This is a genomic window from Microbacterium sp. Leaf320 (assembly GCF_001423485.1).
Classification (GTDB): Bacteria; Actinomycetota; Actinomycetes; order Actinomycetales; family Microbacteriaceae; genus Microbacterium.
Genome location: NZ_LMOD01000001.1, coordinates 168708 through 182879, shown reverse-complemented (window position 1 = coordinate 182879; position 14172 = coordinate 168708). Strand labels below are relative to the sequence as shown.

Annotated in this window: 14 protein-coding genes; 10 read left to right on the top strand and 4 right to left on the bottom strand. The window is 67.9% G+C overall.

The features are described from left to right. Positions 1-22 precede the first annotated feature (22 nt). Positions 23-1402: an MFS transporter gene (locus tag ASF63_RS00850; protein WP_056508510.1), complete on the bottom strand. Its 1380-nt coding sequence runs from the start codon at positions 1400-1402 to the stop codon at positions 23-25. Between the two features lie 140 nt (positions 1403-1542). On the opposite strand from ASF63_RS00850, the gene ASF63_RS00845 reads away from it, so the two are divergent. The 8 genes from ASF63_RS00845 (at position 1543) to ASF63_RS00810 (ending at position 10164) form a co-directional block, all read left to right on the top strand. Next, complete coding sequence (locus tag ASF63_RS00845) at positions 1543-3024, top strand: fumarylacetoacetate hydrolase family protein (protein WP_056508508.1); 1482 nt, start codon at positions 1543-1545, stop codon at positions 3022-3024. After that, complete coding sequence (locus ASF63_RS00840; protein WP_056508506.1) at positions 3021-3707, top strand: GntR family transcriptional regulator; 687 nt, start codon at positions 3021-3023, stop codon at positions 3705-3707. The genes ASF63_RS00845 and ASF63_RS00840 overlap by 4 nt, the downstream gene beginning before the upstream one ends. Beyond that, on the top strand, positions 3704-5200 hold the full coding sequence (hpaE, locus tag ASF63_RS00835; RefSeq protein ID WP_056508504.1) for a 5-carboxymethyl-2-hydroxymuconate semialdehyde dehydrogenase: 1497 nt from the start codon (positions 3704-3706) through the stop codon (positions 5198-5200). The genes ASF63_RS00840 and hpaE overlap by 4 nt, the downstream gene beginning before the upstream one ends. Positions 5201-5214: 14 nt before the next feature. Continuing rightward, entirely contained in the window at positions 5215-6378 is a 1164-nt protein-coding gene (hpaD, locus tag ASF63_RS00830; RefSeq protein ID WP_056508502.1) for a 3,4-dihydroxyphenylacetate 2,3-dioxygenase, read from the top strand. Between the two features lie 111 nt (positions 6379-6489). After that, positions 6490-7275, top strand: coding sequence for a fumarylacetoacetate hydrolase family protein (locus ASF63_RS00825; protein ID WP_056508500.1), 786 nt, complete (start codon positions 6490-6492; stop codon positions 7273-7275). Further along, the gene (locus ASF63_RS00820; protein ID WP_056508498.1) at positions 7260-8063 is read left to right on the top strand and encodes an HpcH/HpaI aldolase family protein; all 804 of its coding nucleotides are present in this window, start codon (positions 7260-7262) and stop codon (positions 8061-8063) included. Before ASF63_RS00825 ends, ASF63_RS00820 begins: the two co-directional genes overlap by 16 nt. A gap of 108 nt (positions 8064-8171) precedes the next feature. Then, a complete protein-coding gene (locus ASF63_RS00815) occupies positions 8172-9392 on the top strand; it encodes an MFS transporter (protein WP_056508497.1) in 1221 nt (406 codons plus the stop codon). Between the two features lie 49 nt (positions 9393-9441). After that, on the top strand, positions 9442-10164 hold the full coding sequence (locus tag ASF63_RS00810; RefSeq protein WP_056508495.1) for a DUF6882 domain-containing protein: 723 nt from the start codon (positions 9442-9444) through the stop codon (positions 10162-10164). 21 nt (positions 10165-10185) lie between these two features. On the opposite strand, the gene ASF63_RS00805 is transcribed toward ASF63_RS00810, so the two are convergent. Beyond that, positions 10186-10662 (bottom strand): DUF4188 domain-containing protein, encoded by a 477-nt coding sequence (locus tag ASF63_RS00805; protein ID WP_056508493.1) that lies wholly within the window; start codon positions 10660-10662, stop codon positions 10186-10188. Positions 10663-10728: 66 nt separating this feature from the next. Between ASF63_RS00805 and ASF63_RS00800 the strand changes: the two genes are divergently transcribed. After that, positions 10729-11289 (top strand): TetR/AcrR family transcriptional regulator, encoded by a 561-nt coding sequence (locus ASF63_RS00800; RefSeq protein WP_235560658.1) that lies wholly within the window; start codon positions 10729-10731, stop codon positions 11287-11289. Positions 11290-11348: 59 nt separating this feature from the next. Continuing rightward, the gene (locus ASF63_RS00795; protein ID WP_056508492.1) at positions 11349-11900 is read left to right on the top strand and encodes a hypothetical protein; all 552 of its coding nucleotides are present in this window, start codon (positions 11349-11351) and stop codon (positions 11898-11900) included. 103 nt (positions 11901-12003) lie between these two features. On the opposite strand, the gene ASF63_RS00790 is transcribed toward ASF63_RS00795, so the two are convergent. Together ASF63_RS00790 and glyA are read right to left on the bottom strand one after the other, a co-directional pair. Then, positions 12004-12882 (bottom strand): bifunctional methylenetetrahydrofolate dehydrogenase/methenyltetrahydrofolate cyclohydrolase, encoded by an 879-nt coding sequence (locus ASF63_RS00790; RefSeq protein WP_056508490.1) that lies wholly within the window; start codon positions 12880-12882, stop codon positions 12004-12006. Beyond that, complete coding sequence (gene glyA, locus ASF63_RS00785) at positions 12879-14153, bottom strand: serine hydroxymethyltransferase (protein WP_056508488.1); 1275 nt, start codon at positions 14151-14153, stop codon at positions 12879-12881. The genes ASF63_RS00790 and glyA overlap by 4 nt, the downstream gene beginning before the upstream one ends. Positions 14154-14172 lie beyond the last annotated feature (19 nt).

Genomic DNA, 14172 nt, shown 5'->3' with positions numbered 1-14172 from the left:
AATTGTGGACGGCTGATGTGGATCAGACCTTGGCGAGCCCACGGATCGGACTCACGGACTGCTCCTCCTCGTGGTCCGGTCCCAGCGGGATCCCGGAGCGATCACGCAGCAGCAGGGTCGCGACGAGTCCGAGCAGCGTCATGCCGGCGAGGTACCAGGTGACGGCCTGCGTCGAACCGGTGGCCTGCACGATGGCGGTCGCGATGGTCGGCGCGAACGCCCCGCCGGCGATCGCCCCGATCGCGTACGAGATCGAGACGCCCGAGAAGCGGATGCTCGCAGGGAAGAGCTCGGTGTACAGAGCCGCCTGAGGTCCGTACGTGAAGCCGAGACCGATCGTCAGGATCGCGAGCCCTGCGAAGAGCAGCCCGACATCGCCGGTGTTGACGAGCGGGAACAGCGTGAACACACCGACGAGCTGCAGGATCCAGCCGATGACGTAGGTGGTGCGTCGACCGATGCGGTCCGACAGCCATCCGGCGATCAGCGTCGTGATGAGCCAGGTGACGGCGGAACCGGTGACCGCCCACAGCACGGGTCCGCGCTCGAGGCCGATCGGCCCCTCGGGGTTGGTGGCGTATCCCTGGATGTATCCGCCGGTCGTCATGTAGCCGACCGCGTTGTTGCCGGCGAAGACGAGTGCAGCGACGATCACGAGCAGGAGGTGCTTGCGGAACAGCTGCACGATCGGCATGCTCGCCTTCTCCTTGCGCTCCGCGAGCTCGATGAAGACCGGGCTCTCCTCGACCTTGCGGCGCACGTAGTAGCCGACGAGGATCAGGACGACGCTCAGGAGGAACGGGATGCGCCAGCCCCACTGCAGGAACTGATCTCCCGGTGCGATCGCCGTCATCAGCGCCATCACTCCCGACGCGAGCAGCAGGCCGAGCGGCACGCCGATCTGCGGCGATGCGCCGAAGATCCCGCGCTTCGCCTTGGGAGCGTGCTCGACGGCCATCAGCACCGCGCCGCCCCACTCGCCACCGGCCGAGATGCCCTGCAGGATGCGCAGCAACACCAGCATGATGGGTGCAGCGACACCGATCGCGTCGTATGTCGGCAGCACACCGATGAGGGCGGTCGCGGCACCCATCAGGATCAGCGTCCACATCAGCACGGTCTTGCGTCCGAGCTTGTCGCCGTAATGGCCGGCGAGGAAGGCCCCGAGCGGGCGGAAGAGGAAGCTGACGCCGACCGTGGCGAACGCGACGATGGCGCTGTTCGCTCCGAGGGGCTCGAAGAACAGCTGTCCGAACACCAGGCCGACGGCCGTGGCGTAGATGAAGAAGTCGTACCACTCGACGGTGGTTCCGACGACCGTGGCGAAGACGACTCGGCGCCTGTCCGCCGTCGTCGCGATGGTTCCGGTGGGAGTGAAACCCACCTGTGACTGCCCGCTCATAGGGGTGTCTCCTTTGATTGTGACTGCATTGTCACGGCTCGCTCGCGAGTGATTCGAGTTGCTTGCCGAGGGGTGACACGATGATATATGATTTCGAATACGACGCACAAGGCGTCGACGAAAGCGCGAGGAGGCGCACCGTGACGGCATCCATCACCCGCCCCGGCAAGATCATCGCGATCCACCTGAGCTACGCCTCACGTGCGGATCAGCGAGGGCGCAGGCCCGCAGCCCCCTCCTACTTCTTCAAGCCGTCGAGTTCCGTCGGCGTCTCCGGCGGCACCGTCGAACGCCCCGCCGGCACCGAGCTGCTCGCGTTCGAGGGCGAGATCGCCCTCGTGATCGGCACCGCAGCGCGGAACGTCTCCCTCGAAGACGCCTGGGCCCACGTCAGCGGGGTCACCGCGTCGAACGACCTCGGACTCTACGACCTGCGCGCCAACGACAAGGGCTCCAACGTCCGCTCGAAGGGCGGCGACGGATACACGCCGCTCGGCCCCGAGCTCATCGACGCACGCACCGTCGACCCCGCAGCTCTTCGCGTCCGCGCCTGGGTCAACGGCGAGCTGCGCCAGGACGACACGACCGCCGGGCTGATCTTCCCGCTCGCGCAGCTGGTCGCCGACCTCTCCCAGCACTTCACGCTCGAGCCCGGCGATGTCATCCTCACCGGCACTCCCGCGGGATCATCGGTGATCGTCCCCGGTGACGTGGTCGAGATCGAGGTCGATGCTCCGGATGCCGAGGGCTCCCCCTCGTCCGGACGGCTGGTGACCACCGTCACCCAGGGCGAGGTTCCCTTCGACGGCGACCTCGGGTCGCTCCCGGCCGTCGACGACCTGCAGCGCACCGAGGCATGGGGATCCCGCGAAGAGGCGGGTCTTCCTGCCGAGTCGATCGAACCCGCCCTCTCCCCCGAACTGCGCGCCAAGCTGCTCGAGGCGCCGACTGCCGGTCTCTCGGCGCAGCTGCGAAAGAGGGGGCATCATTCGTGCTTCATCGACGGCGTTGCGGCGAACATCCGCGGCAGCAAGATCGTCGGCACCGCCAAGACACTGCGATTCGTCCCGTTCCGTGAAGACCTCTTCACGAGCCACGGCGGTGGCTACAACGCGCAGAAGCGCACGTTCGATGCGGTCGAGGCGGGCGAGATCATCGTGATCGAGGCCAGGGGCGACGCGACGACGGGAACCCTCGGCGACATCCTCGCCCTGCGCGCCGTCGCCCGTGGCGCGGCCGGCGTCGTGACTGACGGCGGTGTGCGCGACTTCGACGCGGTCGCCGAGATCGGGCTGCCGGTCTTCTCTCAGGGCGCGCACCCCTCGGTCCTCGGACGCAAGCACGTGCCGTGGGATTCCGACATCACCATCTCGTGCGGCGGCGCGACCGTGCAGCCTGGCGACATCATCGTGGGCGACGGCGACGGGGTCATCGTGATCCCGCCCGCTCTCGCCGCGCAGGTCGCGGACGACGCGCTCGCCCAGGAGGTCGAAGACGCCTGGATCGCCGAGCAGGTCGCCGCCGGTCACCCGGTCGACGGGCTCTTCCCCCTCAACGCCGCGTGGCGCGAGAAGTACGAGGCCGCGACCGGTGCGGCACCCGACGCGGGAGCGCGGTCATGAGCACCATCGCGAACGCCAGCAAATCCGAGCAGGCGTACGCGTGGATCCGCTCGCGGATCTCGGGACACACATTCGGGCCCGGTTACCGGCTCGTGCTCGGGTCGCTGGCAGAGGAGCTCGGCATGAGCGTCGTTCCGGTGCGCGAAGCCATCCGCCGACTCGAGGCCGAGGGCCTCGTGACCTTCGAGCGCAACGTCGGCGCCCGCGTCACCCTGGTCGACGAGAGCGAATACGCACACACCATGCAGACGCTCGGGCTGGTCGAGGGCGCGGCGACCGCGCTGTCGGCTCCCCTGCTCGACGACAGGATGCTCGACGCTGCCGAAGCAGTGAACGAGCGGATGACGCAGATGCTCGGCCACCTCGACGCCCACGCGTTCACCGAGCTCAACCGGCAGTTCCACTCGCTGCTGTTCGAACCGTGCCCGAATCCGCATCTGCTCGACCTCGTCCACCGCGGGTGGGCGCGGCTCTCGGGCATCCGGGATTCCACGTTCGCCTATGTCCCCGGCAGAGCTCAGCACTCCGTCGAGGAGCACACGCAGATCCTCGAACTGATCCGTGCGGGCGCCGACCCGCTCGAGATCGAGCTCGCCGCCCGCAACCACCGCCTGCGCACGAGAGACGCCTTCCTCGATGCCCTGCACGCACGTTCCCACCACAACTCAGGAGACGAGTCATGACCGATTCCCGCATCCCCGCAGACCTCCCCGATCACATCCAGCACTACATCGACGGCGCGTTCGTCGACTCGGTCGACGGCGACACGTTCGATGTGCTCGATCCGGTGACGAACAAGACCTACACGACGGCTGCCGCAGGCAAGAAGGCCGACATCGATCTCGCCGTCGCGGCAGCGAAGCGCGCGTTCGAGGAGGGCCCCTGGCCGCGGATGCTCCCCCGCGAGCGTTCGCGGGTGCTGCACAGGATCGCCGACCTCGTCGAGTCGCGCGACGCCCGCCTGGCAGAGCTCGAGTCGTACGACTCCGGCCTCCCGATCACGCAGGCCCTCGGCCAGGCCCGTCGTGCCGCCGAGAACTTCCGCTTCTTCGCCGACCTGATCGTCGCGCAGTCCGATGACGCCTTCAAAGTGCCCGGCAAGCAGATGAACTACGTCAACCGCAAGCCGATCGGCGTCGCCGGGCTCATCACGCCGTGGAACACGCCGTTCATGCTCGAGTCGTGGAAGCTCGGCCCCGCACTCGCGACCGGCAACACCGTCGTGCTCAAGCCCGCCGAGTTCACGCCGCTCTCAGCCTCGCTCTGGGCCGGGATCTTCGAAGAGGCAGGACTCCCCCAGGGCGTCTTCAATCTCGTCAACGGTCTCGGCGAGGACGCCGGAGACGCTCTCGTGAAGCACCCGGACGTGCCGCTCATCTCGTTCACGGGCGAGAGCTCGACCGGGCAGCTGATCTTCGGCAACGCGGCTCCGTTCCTCAAGGGCCTGTCGATGGAACTCGGCGGCAAGTCACCCGCCGTGGTCTTCGCCGACGCCGACCTCGAGGCCGCGGTCGACGCGACCATCTTCGGCGTCTTCTCGCTCAACGGCGAGCGCTGCACCGCAGGATCCCGCATCCTCGTCGAGCGCTCGATCTACGAGGAGTTCGTCGAGCGCTACGCCGCGCAGGCGAAGCGGGTCAAGGTCGGCTACCCGCACGACCCCGCGACCGAGGTCGGCGCGCTCGTGCACCCCGAGCACTACGACAAGGTGATGAGCTACGTCGAGATCGGCAAGACCGAGGGCCGCCTCGTCGCCGGTGGCGGCCGCCCCGAGGGGTTCGATACGGGCAACTTCGTCGCCCCGACCGTGTTCGCCGATGTCTCCCCCGACGCCCGCATCTTCCAGGAGGAGATCTTCGGACCGGTCGTCGCGATCACGCCGTTCGACTCCGACGAGGAAGCGCTCTCGCTCGCGAACAACACGAAGTACGGCCTCGCCGCCTACATCTGGACCAATGATCTGAAGCGGGCGCACAACTTCGCGCAGTCCGTCGAGGCCGGCATGGTGTGGCTGAACAGCAACAACGTCCGCGACCTGCGCACCCCGTTCGGCGGAGTCAAGGCCTCAGGTCTCGGTCATGAGGGCGGCTACCGCTCGATCGACTTCTACACCGACCAGCAGAGCGTGCACATCACGCTCGGCGGCGCCCACAACCCGACCTTCGGCAAGAACTGAGCAAGGACCCTGCGATGACCGACAACACTGCGAAGACGCTGACCTCATCGGGCTACTACGTGAGCCAGGAGGCTCCGATCCGGACCGACAACCCGGTTCCCACCCCCGAGAGCACGCCGCCCGACGTGCTGCGCTGCGCCTACATGGAACTGGTCGTCACAGACCTCGCGGCCTCCCGGGTGTTCTACGTCGACGTGCTCGGCCTGTACGTCACGGAAGAGGACGACGAGGCGATCTACCTCCGCTCGACCGAGGAGTTCATCCACCACAACCTCGTGCTGCGCAAGGGACCGATCGCCGCGGTCGCCGCGTTCTCGTACCGCGTGCGAGACGCCTCGGACCTCGACCGGGCAGTGGAGTTCTACACCGAACTCGGCTGCGATGTGCGCCGCAACCCCGACGGCTTCGTCAAGGGCGTCGGCGACTCGGTGCGGGTGGTCGATCCGCTGGGCTTCCCCATCGAGTTCTTCCACCAGTCCGACCACGTCGAGCGGATGTCGTGGCGCTACGACCTGCACATCCCCGGCGAGCTCGTGCGTCTCGACCACTTCAACCAGGTCACCCCCGATGTGCCTCGCGCCGTCAAGTTCATGCAGGACCTGGGCTTCCGTGTGACCGAGGACATCCAGGACGACGAGGGCACCGTGTACGCCGCCTGGATGCGTCGTAAGCCCACCGTGCACGACACCGCCATGACCGGCGGCGACGGGCCCCGCATGCACCACGTGTGCTTCGCGACGCACGAGAAGCACAACATCCTCGCGATCTGCGACAAGCTCGGCGCCCTGCGCCGCTCCGACTCCATCGAACGCGGCCCCGGCCGTCACGGCGTCTCGAACGCGTTCTACCTGTACCTGCGCGACCCTGACGGGCACCGTGTCGAGGTCTACACGCAGGACTACTACACGGGCGACCCCGACAACCCGGTCATCACGTGGGACGTGCACGACAACCAGCGTCGGGACTGGTGGGGCAACCCGGTCGTGCCCTCCTGGTACACCGAGGCATCGCTCGTGCTCGACCTCGACGGCAACCCCCAGCCCGTCGTCGCTCGCACCGACAACTCCGAGATGGCCGTCACGATCGGCGCGGACGGGTTCTCGTACACCCGTCCGGACGACGACGAGGGCATGCCCGAGTACAAGCAGGGCGAGTACAAGCTCGGCCACCAGCTCTGAATCATCCCCACACACGTTTCGTCTCGCTTCCCTCGCTCAACGATCGGCTGCCGGTCGTTGAGCGAGGAGCGAAGCACCGAGACGAAACGCCCCCAGAGGAAGCAGGCACGGATGCTGTCAGCAGACACCGTCACGCAGATCGCCGCGGAACTCGCCGAGGCCGACCGCACCCACTCGGTGATCCCACGCATCACCGCGCGGTATCCGGAGGCGACGGTCGAGGACTCGTACGCGATCCAGGGCGTGTGGCGTGACTCGCAGATCACCGCAGGGCGCCGCCTCGTCGGCCGCAAGATCGGGCTGACTTCCAAGGCGATGCAGCAGGCCACGGGCATCACCGAGCCCGACTACGGCGTCATGTTCGACGACACCGTCTACGAGTCGGGCGCCGAGATCCCCGTCGACCATTTCTCGAACGTGCGCATCGAGGTCGAGCTCGCCTTCGTGCTGAAGCATCCGCTCGAGGGCCCCGACTGCACGCTCGACGACGCCCTCGCGGCGATCGACTACGCGGTTCCGGCGCTCGAGGTGCTCAACTCTCACATCGAGCTCGAGGGGCGCACGATCGTCGACACGATCAGCGACAACGCCGCCTACGGGGCGATGGTGCTCGGCACCGTGCACAAACGTCCCGACGAGATCGACCTGCGCTGGGTGCCGGGCGTGCTCTCGCGCAACGGAGAGATCGAGGAGACGGGTGTCGCCGCCGGCGTTCTCGGACACCCCGCCACCGGCGTCGCGTGGCTGGCGAACAAGTTCCACCAGCACGGCGCGCGTCTGGAGGCCGGGGAGATCATCCTGGCAGGATCGTTCACACGCCCGGTGTGGGTGTCGCGCGGCGATCAGGTGCTGTGCGACTACGGACCGATGGGAACGATCGCATGCCGCTTCATCTGAGCCCCTCCTTCCGCGAGCATCTCGCCGCCTCCGACCGATCGCTCATCGGGATGTGGGCATGCTCGGGCAGCCCGCTCGTCACCGAGGTCGCCGCCGGGTCCGGTCTCGACTGGCTGCTGATCGACATGGAGCACTCCGCGAATACGCTCGAGTCGACGCTGCTGCAGCTGCAGGTCGTCGCCGCGTATCCGATCGCGCCCGTGGTGCGCGTACCTTCCAACGACACGGTGGCGATCAAGCAGGTCCTCGACCTCGGCGCACAGAACATCATCGTCCCCATGGTGTCGTCCGCCGACGAGGCACGTTCGGCCGTCGCAGCGACCCGCTATCCCCCCGAGGGCGTGCGCGGGGTCGGCAGCGCGCTCGCGCGGAGCGCCCGCTGGAACCGCGTCGACGGGTATCTGCAGGACTCGACTCAGCACACGTCGCTGACGGTGCAGATCGAGACGGCCGCGGGCGTCGAGGCCGCAGCTGAGATCGCCGGGGTCGACGGCATCGATGCGGTTTTCGTGGGCCCCTCAGATCTCTCGGCGTCGATGGGGCTCCTCGGCCAGCAGACCCACTCCGACGTCGTCAGCGCCGTCGAGCGGGTCTTCGACGCGGTGAAGTCCGCGGGAAAGCCCGTGGGCGTGAACGCCTTCGATCCGTCCGCCGCCGATGCCTATATCGCCGCGGGCGCGGACTTCGTGGCGGTCGGCGCCGACGTGGCGATGCTCGCGCGGGCATCCGAGGCGCTCGCCGCCCGCTTCATCCCCGCTTCCGACGACGCGACCCGCGCCAGCTACTGACACCTCCAATCGAATCGCGCGATTGCCCCTATTCCGAGTGCTTTTCGGGTCATTCGCGCGATTCGAACGGTGGCAGGATTGACGGATGCAGAGAAGCGAGGCGCCGTCATGATTCGCGCTCTCGCCGCGATGCAGGACAGAGGATTCCGCTGGTTCTTCCTCGCCCGGGCGATCACGCTGATCGCCGGGTCGATGTCGTCGATCGCCCTCGCCTTCGCGGTGCTCGAGATCGACAACGACGCGCGTTCTCTGTCGCTCGTGCTCGCCGCCTTCACCGTCAGCAACATCGTCTTCCTCCTGTTCGGCGGAGTGATCGCCGACCGGCTGCCTCGCGCACTGATCATCCAGTCCTGCTACGTCATCGACATCCTGACGGTCGGAGCCATGGCGGCGCTCCTGTTCAGCGGCACCGCCACGGTTCCCCTGCTCGCGCTGCTGTCGGTCGTGAACGGCGCCTCCTCGGCATTCGTCCTGCCGGCGATGCAGGGCATCATCCCGCAGCTCACCTCTCCGGAGCACCTGCAGCAGGCGAACGCGATGCTGTCGTTCGTGCGCTCGGCGACCACCATCGGCGGCCCTATCATCGCCGGCATCGTCGTCGCGGCTGCCGGCCCCGCCTGGGCCATGGTCGTGCAGGCGATCGGCTGGATCATCGCGATCCCCGTCCTGGCGATGGTCAGACTCCCCCCTCCTGATCACGCGGGCGGAACCACGATGTTCCATGACCTCCGCGTCGGATGGCAGGAGTTCTGGGGGCGCACGTGGCTGTGGGTGATCGTGCTCGCCTTCATGGTGATGAACGCGATCCACATCGGCGCCTGGGGCGTCGTCGGTCCGTACATCGCGAAGAACGATGAGCGGCTGGGCATCGCAGGCTGGGGCTGGGTGGTCAGCGCCGAAGGCGTCGGCATCCTGCTGATGACGCTCATCCTGATGTGGTTCCCCCTGAAACGTCCGCTGCGCTACGGGATGATCGGCATGGCCGCGTTCGCGATCCCCCTCACCGTCCTGGGCGTTCACCCCGCGGTGGTGCTGCTGGCCATCGCCGCCTTCCTCGCCGGCGCCGGCGCCGAGGTCTTCAGCACAGGGTGGAATCTCGCGATGATGGAGAACGTGCCCGGCGACAAGCTGTCGCGCGTCTCGAGCTACGACATGCTCGGCAGCTTCGTCGTGATGCCCATCGGTACCCTCGTGTACGGCTGGCTCATCACGCACAGCGACGTCGAGACGGTGCTGATCACCTCGGGGATCCTCTACGCATCGATCGCGGTGGTGACACTGCTGGTGCCGAGCGTCTGGCGCATGGGCCGCCCAGCGGATGCGGTGTAGGCACGCCAGGAGTTGGCGGATTCATAGCAATCCGGGCGAGACTGGGGGCATGACCTTCGCCGCGCTCCAGCCGCTCGCAGACCGTGCCGCACTGTTCTCCGCCCTGCGTCAGGATGCCCTGGCCACCGCCCTCGAGGACCTCGGCGACAATCGCTGGGATGCCGACATGGCGGCCGGCACCCTCACCTTCACCTCGAACGCCGACGCCACCCGCCAGATCGTGACGCGAGCGCACCTCGTCGCGACGATCGCGCCCGGCCCGCGCTCGCTGCTCTGGGCGTGGGCACACCCGCAGGGAGACTCCGCCGGTGTCGTCGCGCAGTTGCGCGATTACGGCACCGAGCACGGCATCGCCGAGCTGAGCCAGACCGAGCTCCCCTTCCCCGAAGACGCCACAGGAGACGCCGAGTGGATCACGCGGGCCGCCCACACGGTCGGTGCTGTGGCCGTCGAGCTCACCGGTCGTGCGCCGTATTATCTCGCGCCGGTCGGCGGCGGCACCTACGCGGTTTTCCTGCTCGACGCCCCGCTCCCGCCGCTCACGGTCGCGTCCGCCGCGATCGTCCTCCCTCGCATCCTCTCGACCATGGCTCTGCCCGATGCCCGCACAGCCGTGTGGGATGCCGCTCGCCTCGCCGGATGGAATCTCACCTGGACCGACGAGTCGTTCTCGGGCGCCACTGTCGCCGATGCGACAGGCACTGCGACGTTCCGCTTCGACGAGCAGGCACGCATCACGAACATCGAGAGCAGCCTGCACCCGCAGCCCTGAGCCCTCGCAGAGGACAGCGCGTCATCGGCCCAGCCGTTGGCGCGCTGTCTTCGTTCCGGAGCCGACCGGCACATGGGCGGTGGCCGCCGCGAGCCCGAACACCGGCATGTCGACGTACACCGCCTCGAGGTCGGCCACCGGCACCTGATAGGTCTCGTGCCAGACGCCCACGCTGCCGCTCCCCTGCAGCGTGCGCATGAAGTCGCGCCACGGCTGCAGGTGCGGCGCATCGCGGTCGGCGGCGAAGCGCTGCAGATGCTCCGGGCTCTCCCAGTACGACAGCAGGATCGTCGTGCGACCGAACCAGCTGTGAGCGCCGAGCATCCCCGCATCCTCATGCGTCGCGAGATGCCGAAGCATCGGCGGCATCTTGCTGGCCGTGCGCATGACGCGCCCCAGCTGCCACCACCGATTCGCCCGCATCCCGATCAGGAAGACCGTCACGTCCGAGCGGTCGGGGGCCGCGGTGAATCGACCCGGGAAGACCTGTTGAGCCATGCGTCACTCCTTGGAACGTTGTTACATAACTGCGTTATGCAACAACGTTACGATAAGATCGGCTCCATGGCAAGACCTCCCCTGTACGACGATGCGCTGCGTGACCGCCTCCTCGATGCGGCAGCCGAGATGGTCGATGACAAGGGCCCTGAGCGGATCAGCCTGCGCGACATCGCGCAGAACGCCGGCACCTCGACCTCCGCGGTCTACGCCCTGTTCGGCGGCAAGACCGAGCTGCTCGTGGCCGTCATCGAGCACGGGTTCGCATCGTTCGGCGACACACAGGCGGCAGCCGAACCACAGGGGCTGCGCGCCCTCGGACTCGCGTACCGGTCGTGGGCGATGGCCAACCCCGCCCTCTACCGCCTGATGTTCGGCGGCGGAGTGGCCACCGAAGACTGTCGTCCCGATGACGCGACCATGAGCACGGCGATGGCGCCCCTCGTGCGCGCACTCGCGGCGCGCGTCGACGAGCCTTCGGTGATGACCGCAGCCCTCACCGTCTGGGCGCAGGTGCATGGCGCAGTGAGCCTCGAGCTCGCCGGCGTCACTCCCCCGCTCGTCCCGTGGGACTCCGTCTACGACGCGGTGGTGGATGCGGTCGAGCGGGCTTTCCCCGCCCGCTGAGCACTCCCGTCTCGCCCGAGAGGCGCCACGACATCCGGGATGTGTGGAATTCTGGTCGGATGAAGAACGGAATCGTCCGGTTCGCCGCCCTCTACGTGTTCAACGTCGCGGTGCTGCTGCTCATCGGCCTGCTGTCCGCGGGTGTCTCCGTCGGTTTCCACGCACTCTGGGCGGCGGTCGTCCTGACTCTCACGGCACTGTTCGTGAAGCCGCTGCTCACGGGCGCGTTCCGCAAGGCGGCCGCCAAGTCCGCAGCCGACCGCACCAAGACCGGCGAGAAGGTCGTGCAGTACGTGCTCGTCTACCTCGTCGAGCTCCTCATCTGGGTGGCCGTCGTGTGGCTGAGCGGCGTCCGCGCCTCCGGCTTCTGGAGCTACGCGCTTCCTCCGCTGTTCCTGCTGTTCGGCTGGATGATCTACGACCAGGTCGACGACAAGCTGCGGGCGAAGGCGGGCGAGCTCTACGACGCGGTTCAAGGCAGGGTGTCGGGCAAGAAGTCCGGGCCCGGCCCCTCCGCCTCCCCCGCCGCACCGGCCACCGCCGAGGCGCGCGAGGAGCTCCAGGACGGCCTGACTCCCGAGCAGCGCCGGATGCTCGACGAACTCGGCTGAACGCAGACGGCCCCGATCTGCGGACCTCGACCCGGTTCGCGGACGAACCAGCGGGAGAAGCCAGCAGATCGGGACCGGATGCGCAGATCGGGACCGATGAGGCTCAGACGAGGCGTTCGGCCGCCTCGACGACGTTGGTCATGAGAAGCGCCACCGTCATCGGCCCGACACCGCCGGGGTTCGGCGAGACCCAACCCGCGACCTCGGCGACGCCCGGGTGCACGTCTCCGAAGACCAGGTTCTTGCCTGTCTCGGAGTCTGTCTCGCGCGTCACGCCCACATCGAGCACGGCAGCACCGGGCTTCACATCTTCGGCGCGGATGAGGTGTCTGACGCCGGCCGCGGCGACGATCACATCGGCCTCGCGCAGGTAGCGCGGCATGTCGACCGTGCCCGTGTGCGTGAGCGTGACCGTGGCGTTCAGGTCACGGCGGGTCAATAGCAGCCCGATCGAGCGGCCGATGGTCACGCCGCGCCCGACGACAACGACGTGCTTGCCCTTGAGGTCGTAGTCGTTACGCAGCAGCAGCTCGATCACACCCCGCGGCGTGCACGGCAGCGGAGTGTGGATCGGGTTGTTCACGTTGAGCACGAGCCGGCCGAGGTTGGTCGGGTGCAGGCCGTCCGCATCCTTCGCCGGGTCGATCCGCTCGAGGATCGCATCGGTGTCGATGTGCTTCGGCAGCGGCAGCTGCACGATGTAGCCGTGGCAGTCGGGGTCGGCGTTGAGTTCGTCGATCAGCGCTTCGACATCGGCCTGCGTGGCGTCGGCCGGCAGCTCGCGCTGGATCGAGTTCATCCCGATCGCCTCGGACTGACGGTGCTTCATGCCGACGTAGAGCTGAGATGCGGGGTCGGCGCCGACGAGCACGGTGGCGATGCCTGGCACCACGCCCTTCGCCTTCAGCGCGGCGACCCGCTCGGTGAGCTCGGCCTTGATCGCGGCCGACGCCGCCTTGCCGTCGAGGATCTTCGCGGTCACTGCTGCAGTTCCGGGTAGAGCGGGAAGCCTGCGGCGAGCGCGTCGACACGTGCACGGAGGGCCTCGACATCGGCACCGGGAAGCAGTGCGAGCGCGATCACGTCGGCGACCTCGGTGAACTCGGCGTCGCCGAAGCCGCGGGTCGCGAGCGCAGGTGTTCCGATGCGCAGGCCCGAGGTGACCATCGGCGGACGTGGGTCGTTCGGCACTGCGTTGCGGTTCACGGTGATGTGGATGTCGTGCAACAGGTCTTCCGCCTGCTTGCCGTCGACCTCGGCGTCACGCAGGTCGACGAGCACGAGGTGCACGTCGGTGCCGCCCGAGCGCACCCCGATGCCCGCGTCCTTCACGTCCTGCTGCGAGAGACGCTCGGCGAGGATCGATGCGCCGCGCAGTGTGCGCTCCTGGCGCTCCTTGAACTCGGGGGTGCCCGCGAGCTTGAACGCGGTCGCCTTGGCGGCGATCACGTGCATCAGGGGTCCGCCCTGCTGGCCGGGGAAGACGGCCGTGTTGATCTTCTTCGCGAGGTCGGCGTCGTTGGTCAGGATGAAGCCCGAGCGAGGGCCGCCGATCGTCTTGTGCACGGTCGACGAGACGACGTGCGCGTGCGGCACCGGGTTCGGGTGGAGTCCTGCGGCGACGAGACCGGCGAAGTGCGCCATGTCGACCCAGAGCAGGGCGCCGACCTCGTCTGCGATCGCGCGGAAGGCGGCGAAGTCGAGAGTGCGGGGGTATGCGGACCAGCCGGCGATGATGACCTTGGGCTTGTGCTCGATCGCGAGGCGACGCACCTCGTCCATGTCGATCGTCGAGGTCTCGGGGTCCACGCCGTAGGCGACGATGTCGTAGAGACGGCCCGAGAAGTTGATCTTCATTCCGTGGGTCAGGTGACCGCCCTGGTCGAGGGCGAGGCCGAGCAGCGTGTCGCCGGGGCGCGCGATCGCGTGCAGCACCGCGGCGTTGGCGGATGCTCCCGAGTGCGGCTGGACGTTGGCGAACTCCGAGCCGAACAGCTCCTTCGCGCGCTGGATCGCGAGCTCTTCCGCGATGTCGACCTCTTCGCAGCCGCCGTAGTAGCGGCGGCCGGGGTAGCCCTCGGCGTACTTGTTGGTGAGCACGGAGCCCTGTGCCTGCAGCACCGAGACGGGGACGAAGTTCTCGGACGCGATCATCTCGAGGAACGTCTGCTGGCGCTTGAGCTCACGATCGAGGACCTGAGCGATCTCGGGGTCGACCTCGGCGAGCGGGGCGTTGAAGTAACGGTCGGTCATGACATGCTCCTCTGACAAC

Coding starts and splice junctions, on each gene's coding strand:
- ASF63_RS00850 (WP_056508510.1), bottom strand. CDS start 1,402: ATGAGCGGGCAGTCACAGGTGGGTTTCACTCCCACCGGAACCATCGCG.
- ASF63_RS00820 (WP_056508498.1), top strand. CDS start 7,260: ATGCCGCTTCATCTGAGCCCCTCCTTCCGCGAGCATCTCGCCGCCTCC.
- hpaD (WP_056508502.1), top strand. CDS start 5,215: ATGACCGACAACACTGCGAAGACGCTGACCTCATCGGGCTACTACGTG.
- ASF63_RS00810 (WP_056508495.1), top strand. CDS start 9,442: ATGACCTTCGCCGCGCTCCAGCCGCTCGCAGACCGTGCCGCACTGTTC.
- ASF63_RS00800 (WP_235560658.1), top strand. CDS start 10,729: ATGGCAAGACCTCCCCTGTACGACGATGCGCTGCGTGACCGCCTCCTC.
- hpaE (WP_056508504.1), top strand. CDS start 3,704: ATGACCGATTCCCGCATCCCCGCAGACCTCCCCGATCACATCCAGCAC.
- ASF63_RS00840 (WP_056508506.1), top strand. CDS start 3,021: ATGAGCACCATCGCGAACGCCAGCAAATCCGAGCAGGCGTACGCGTGG.
- ASF63_RS00825 (WP_056508500.1), top strand. CDS start 6,490: ATGCTGTCAGCAGACACCGTCACGCAGATCGCCGCGGAACTCGCCGAG.
- glyA (WP_056508488.1), bottom strand. CDS start 14,153: ATGACCGACCGTTACTTCAACGCCCCGCTCGCCGAGGTCGACCCCGAG.
- ASF63_RS00805 (WP_056508493.1), bottom strand. CDS start 10,662: ATGGCTCAACAGGTCTTCCCGGGTCGATTCACCGCGGCCCCCGACCGC.
- ASF63_RS00795 (WP_056508492.1), top strand. CDS start 11,349: ATGAAGAACGGAATCGTCCGGTTCGCCGCCCTCTACGTGTTCAACGTC.
- ASF63_RS00815 (WP_056508497.1), top strand. CDS start 8,172: ATGATTCGCGCTCTCGCCGCGATGCAGGACAGAGGATTCCGCTGGTTC.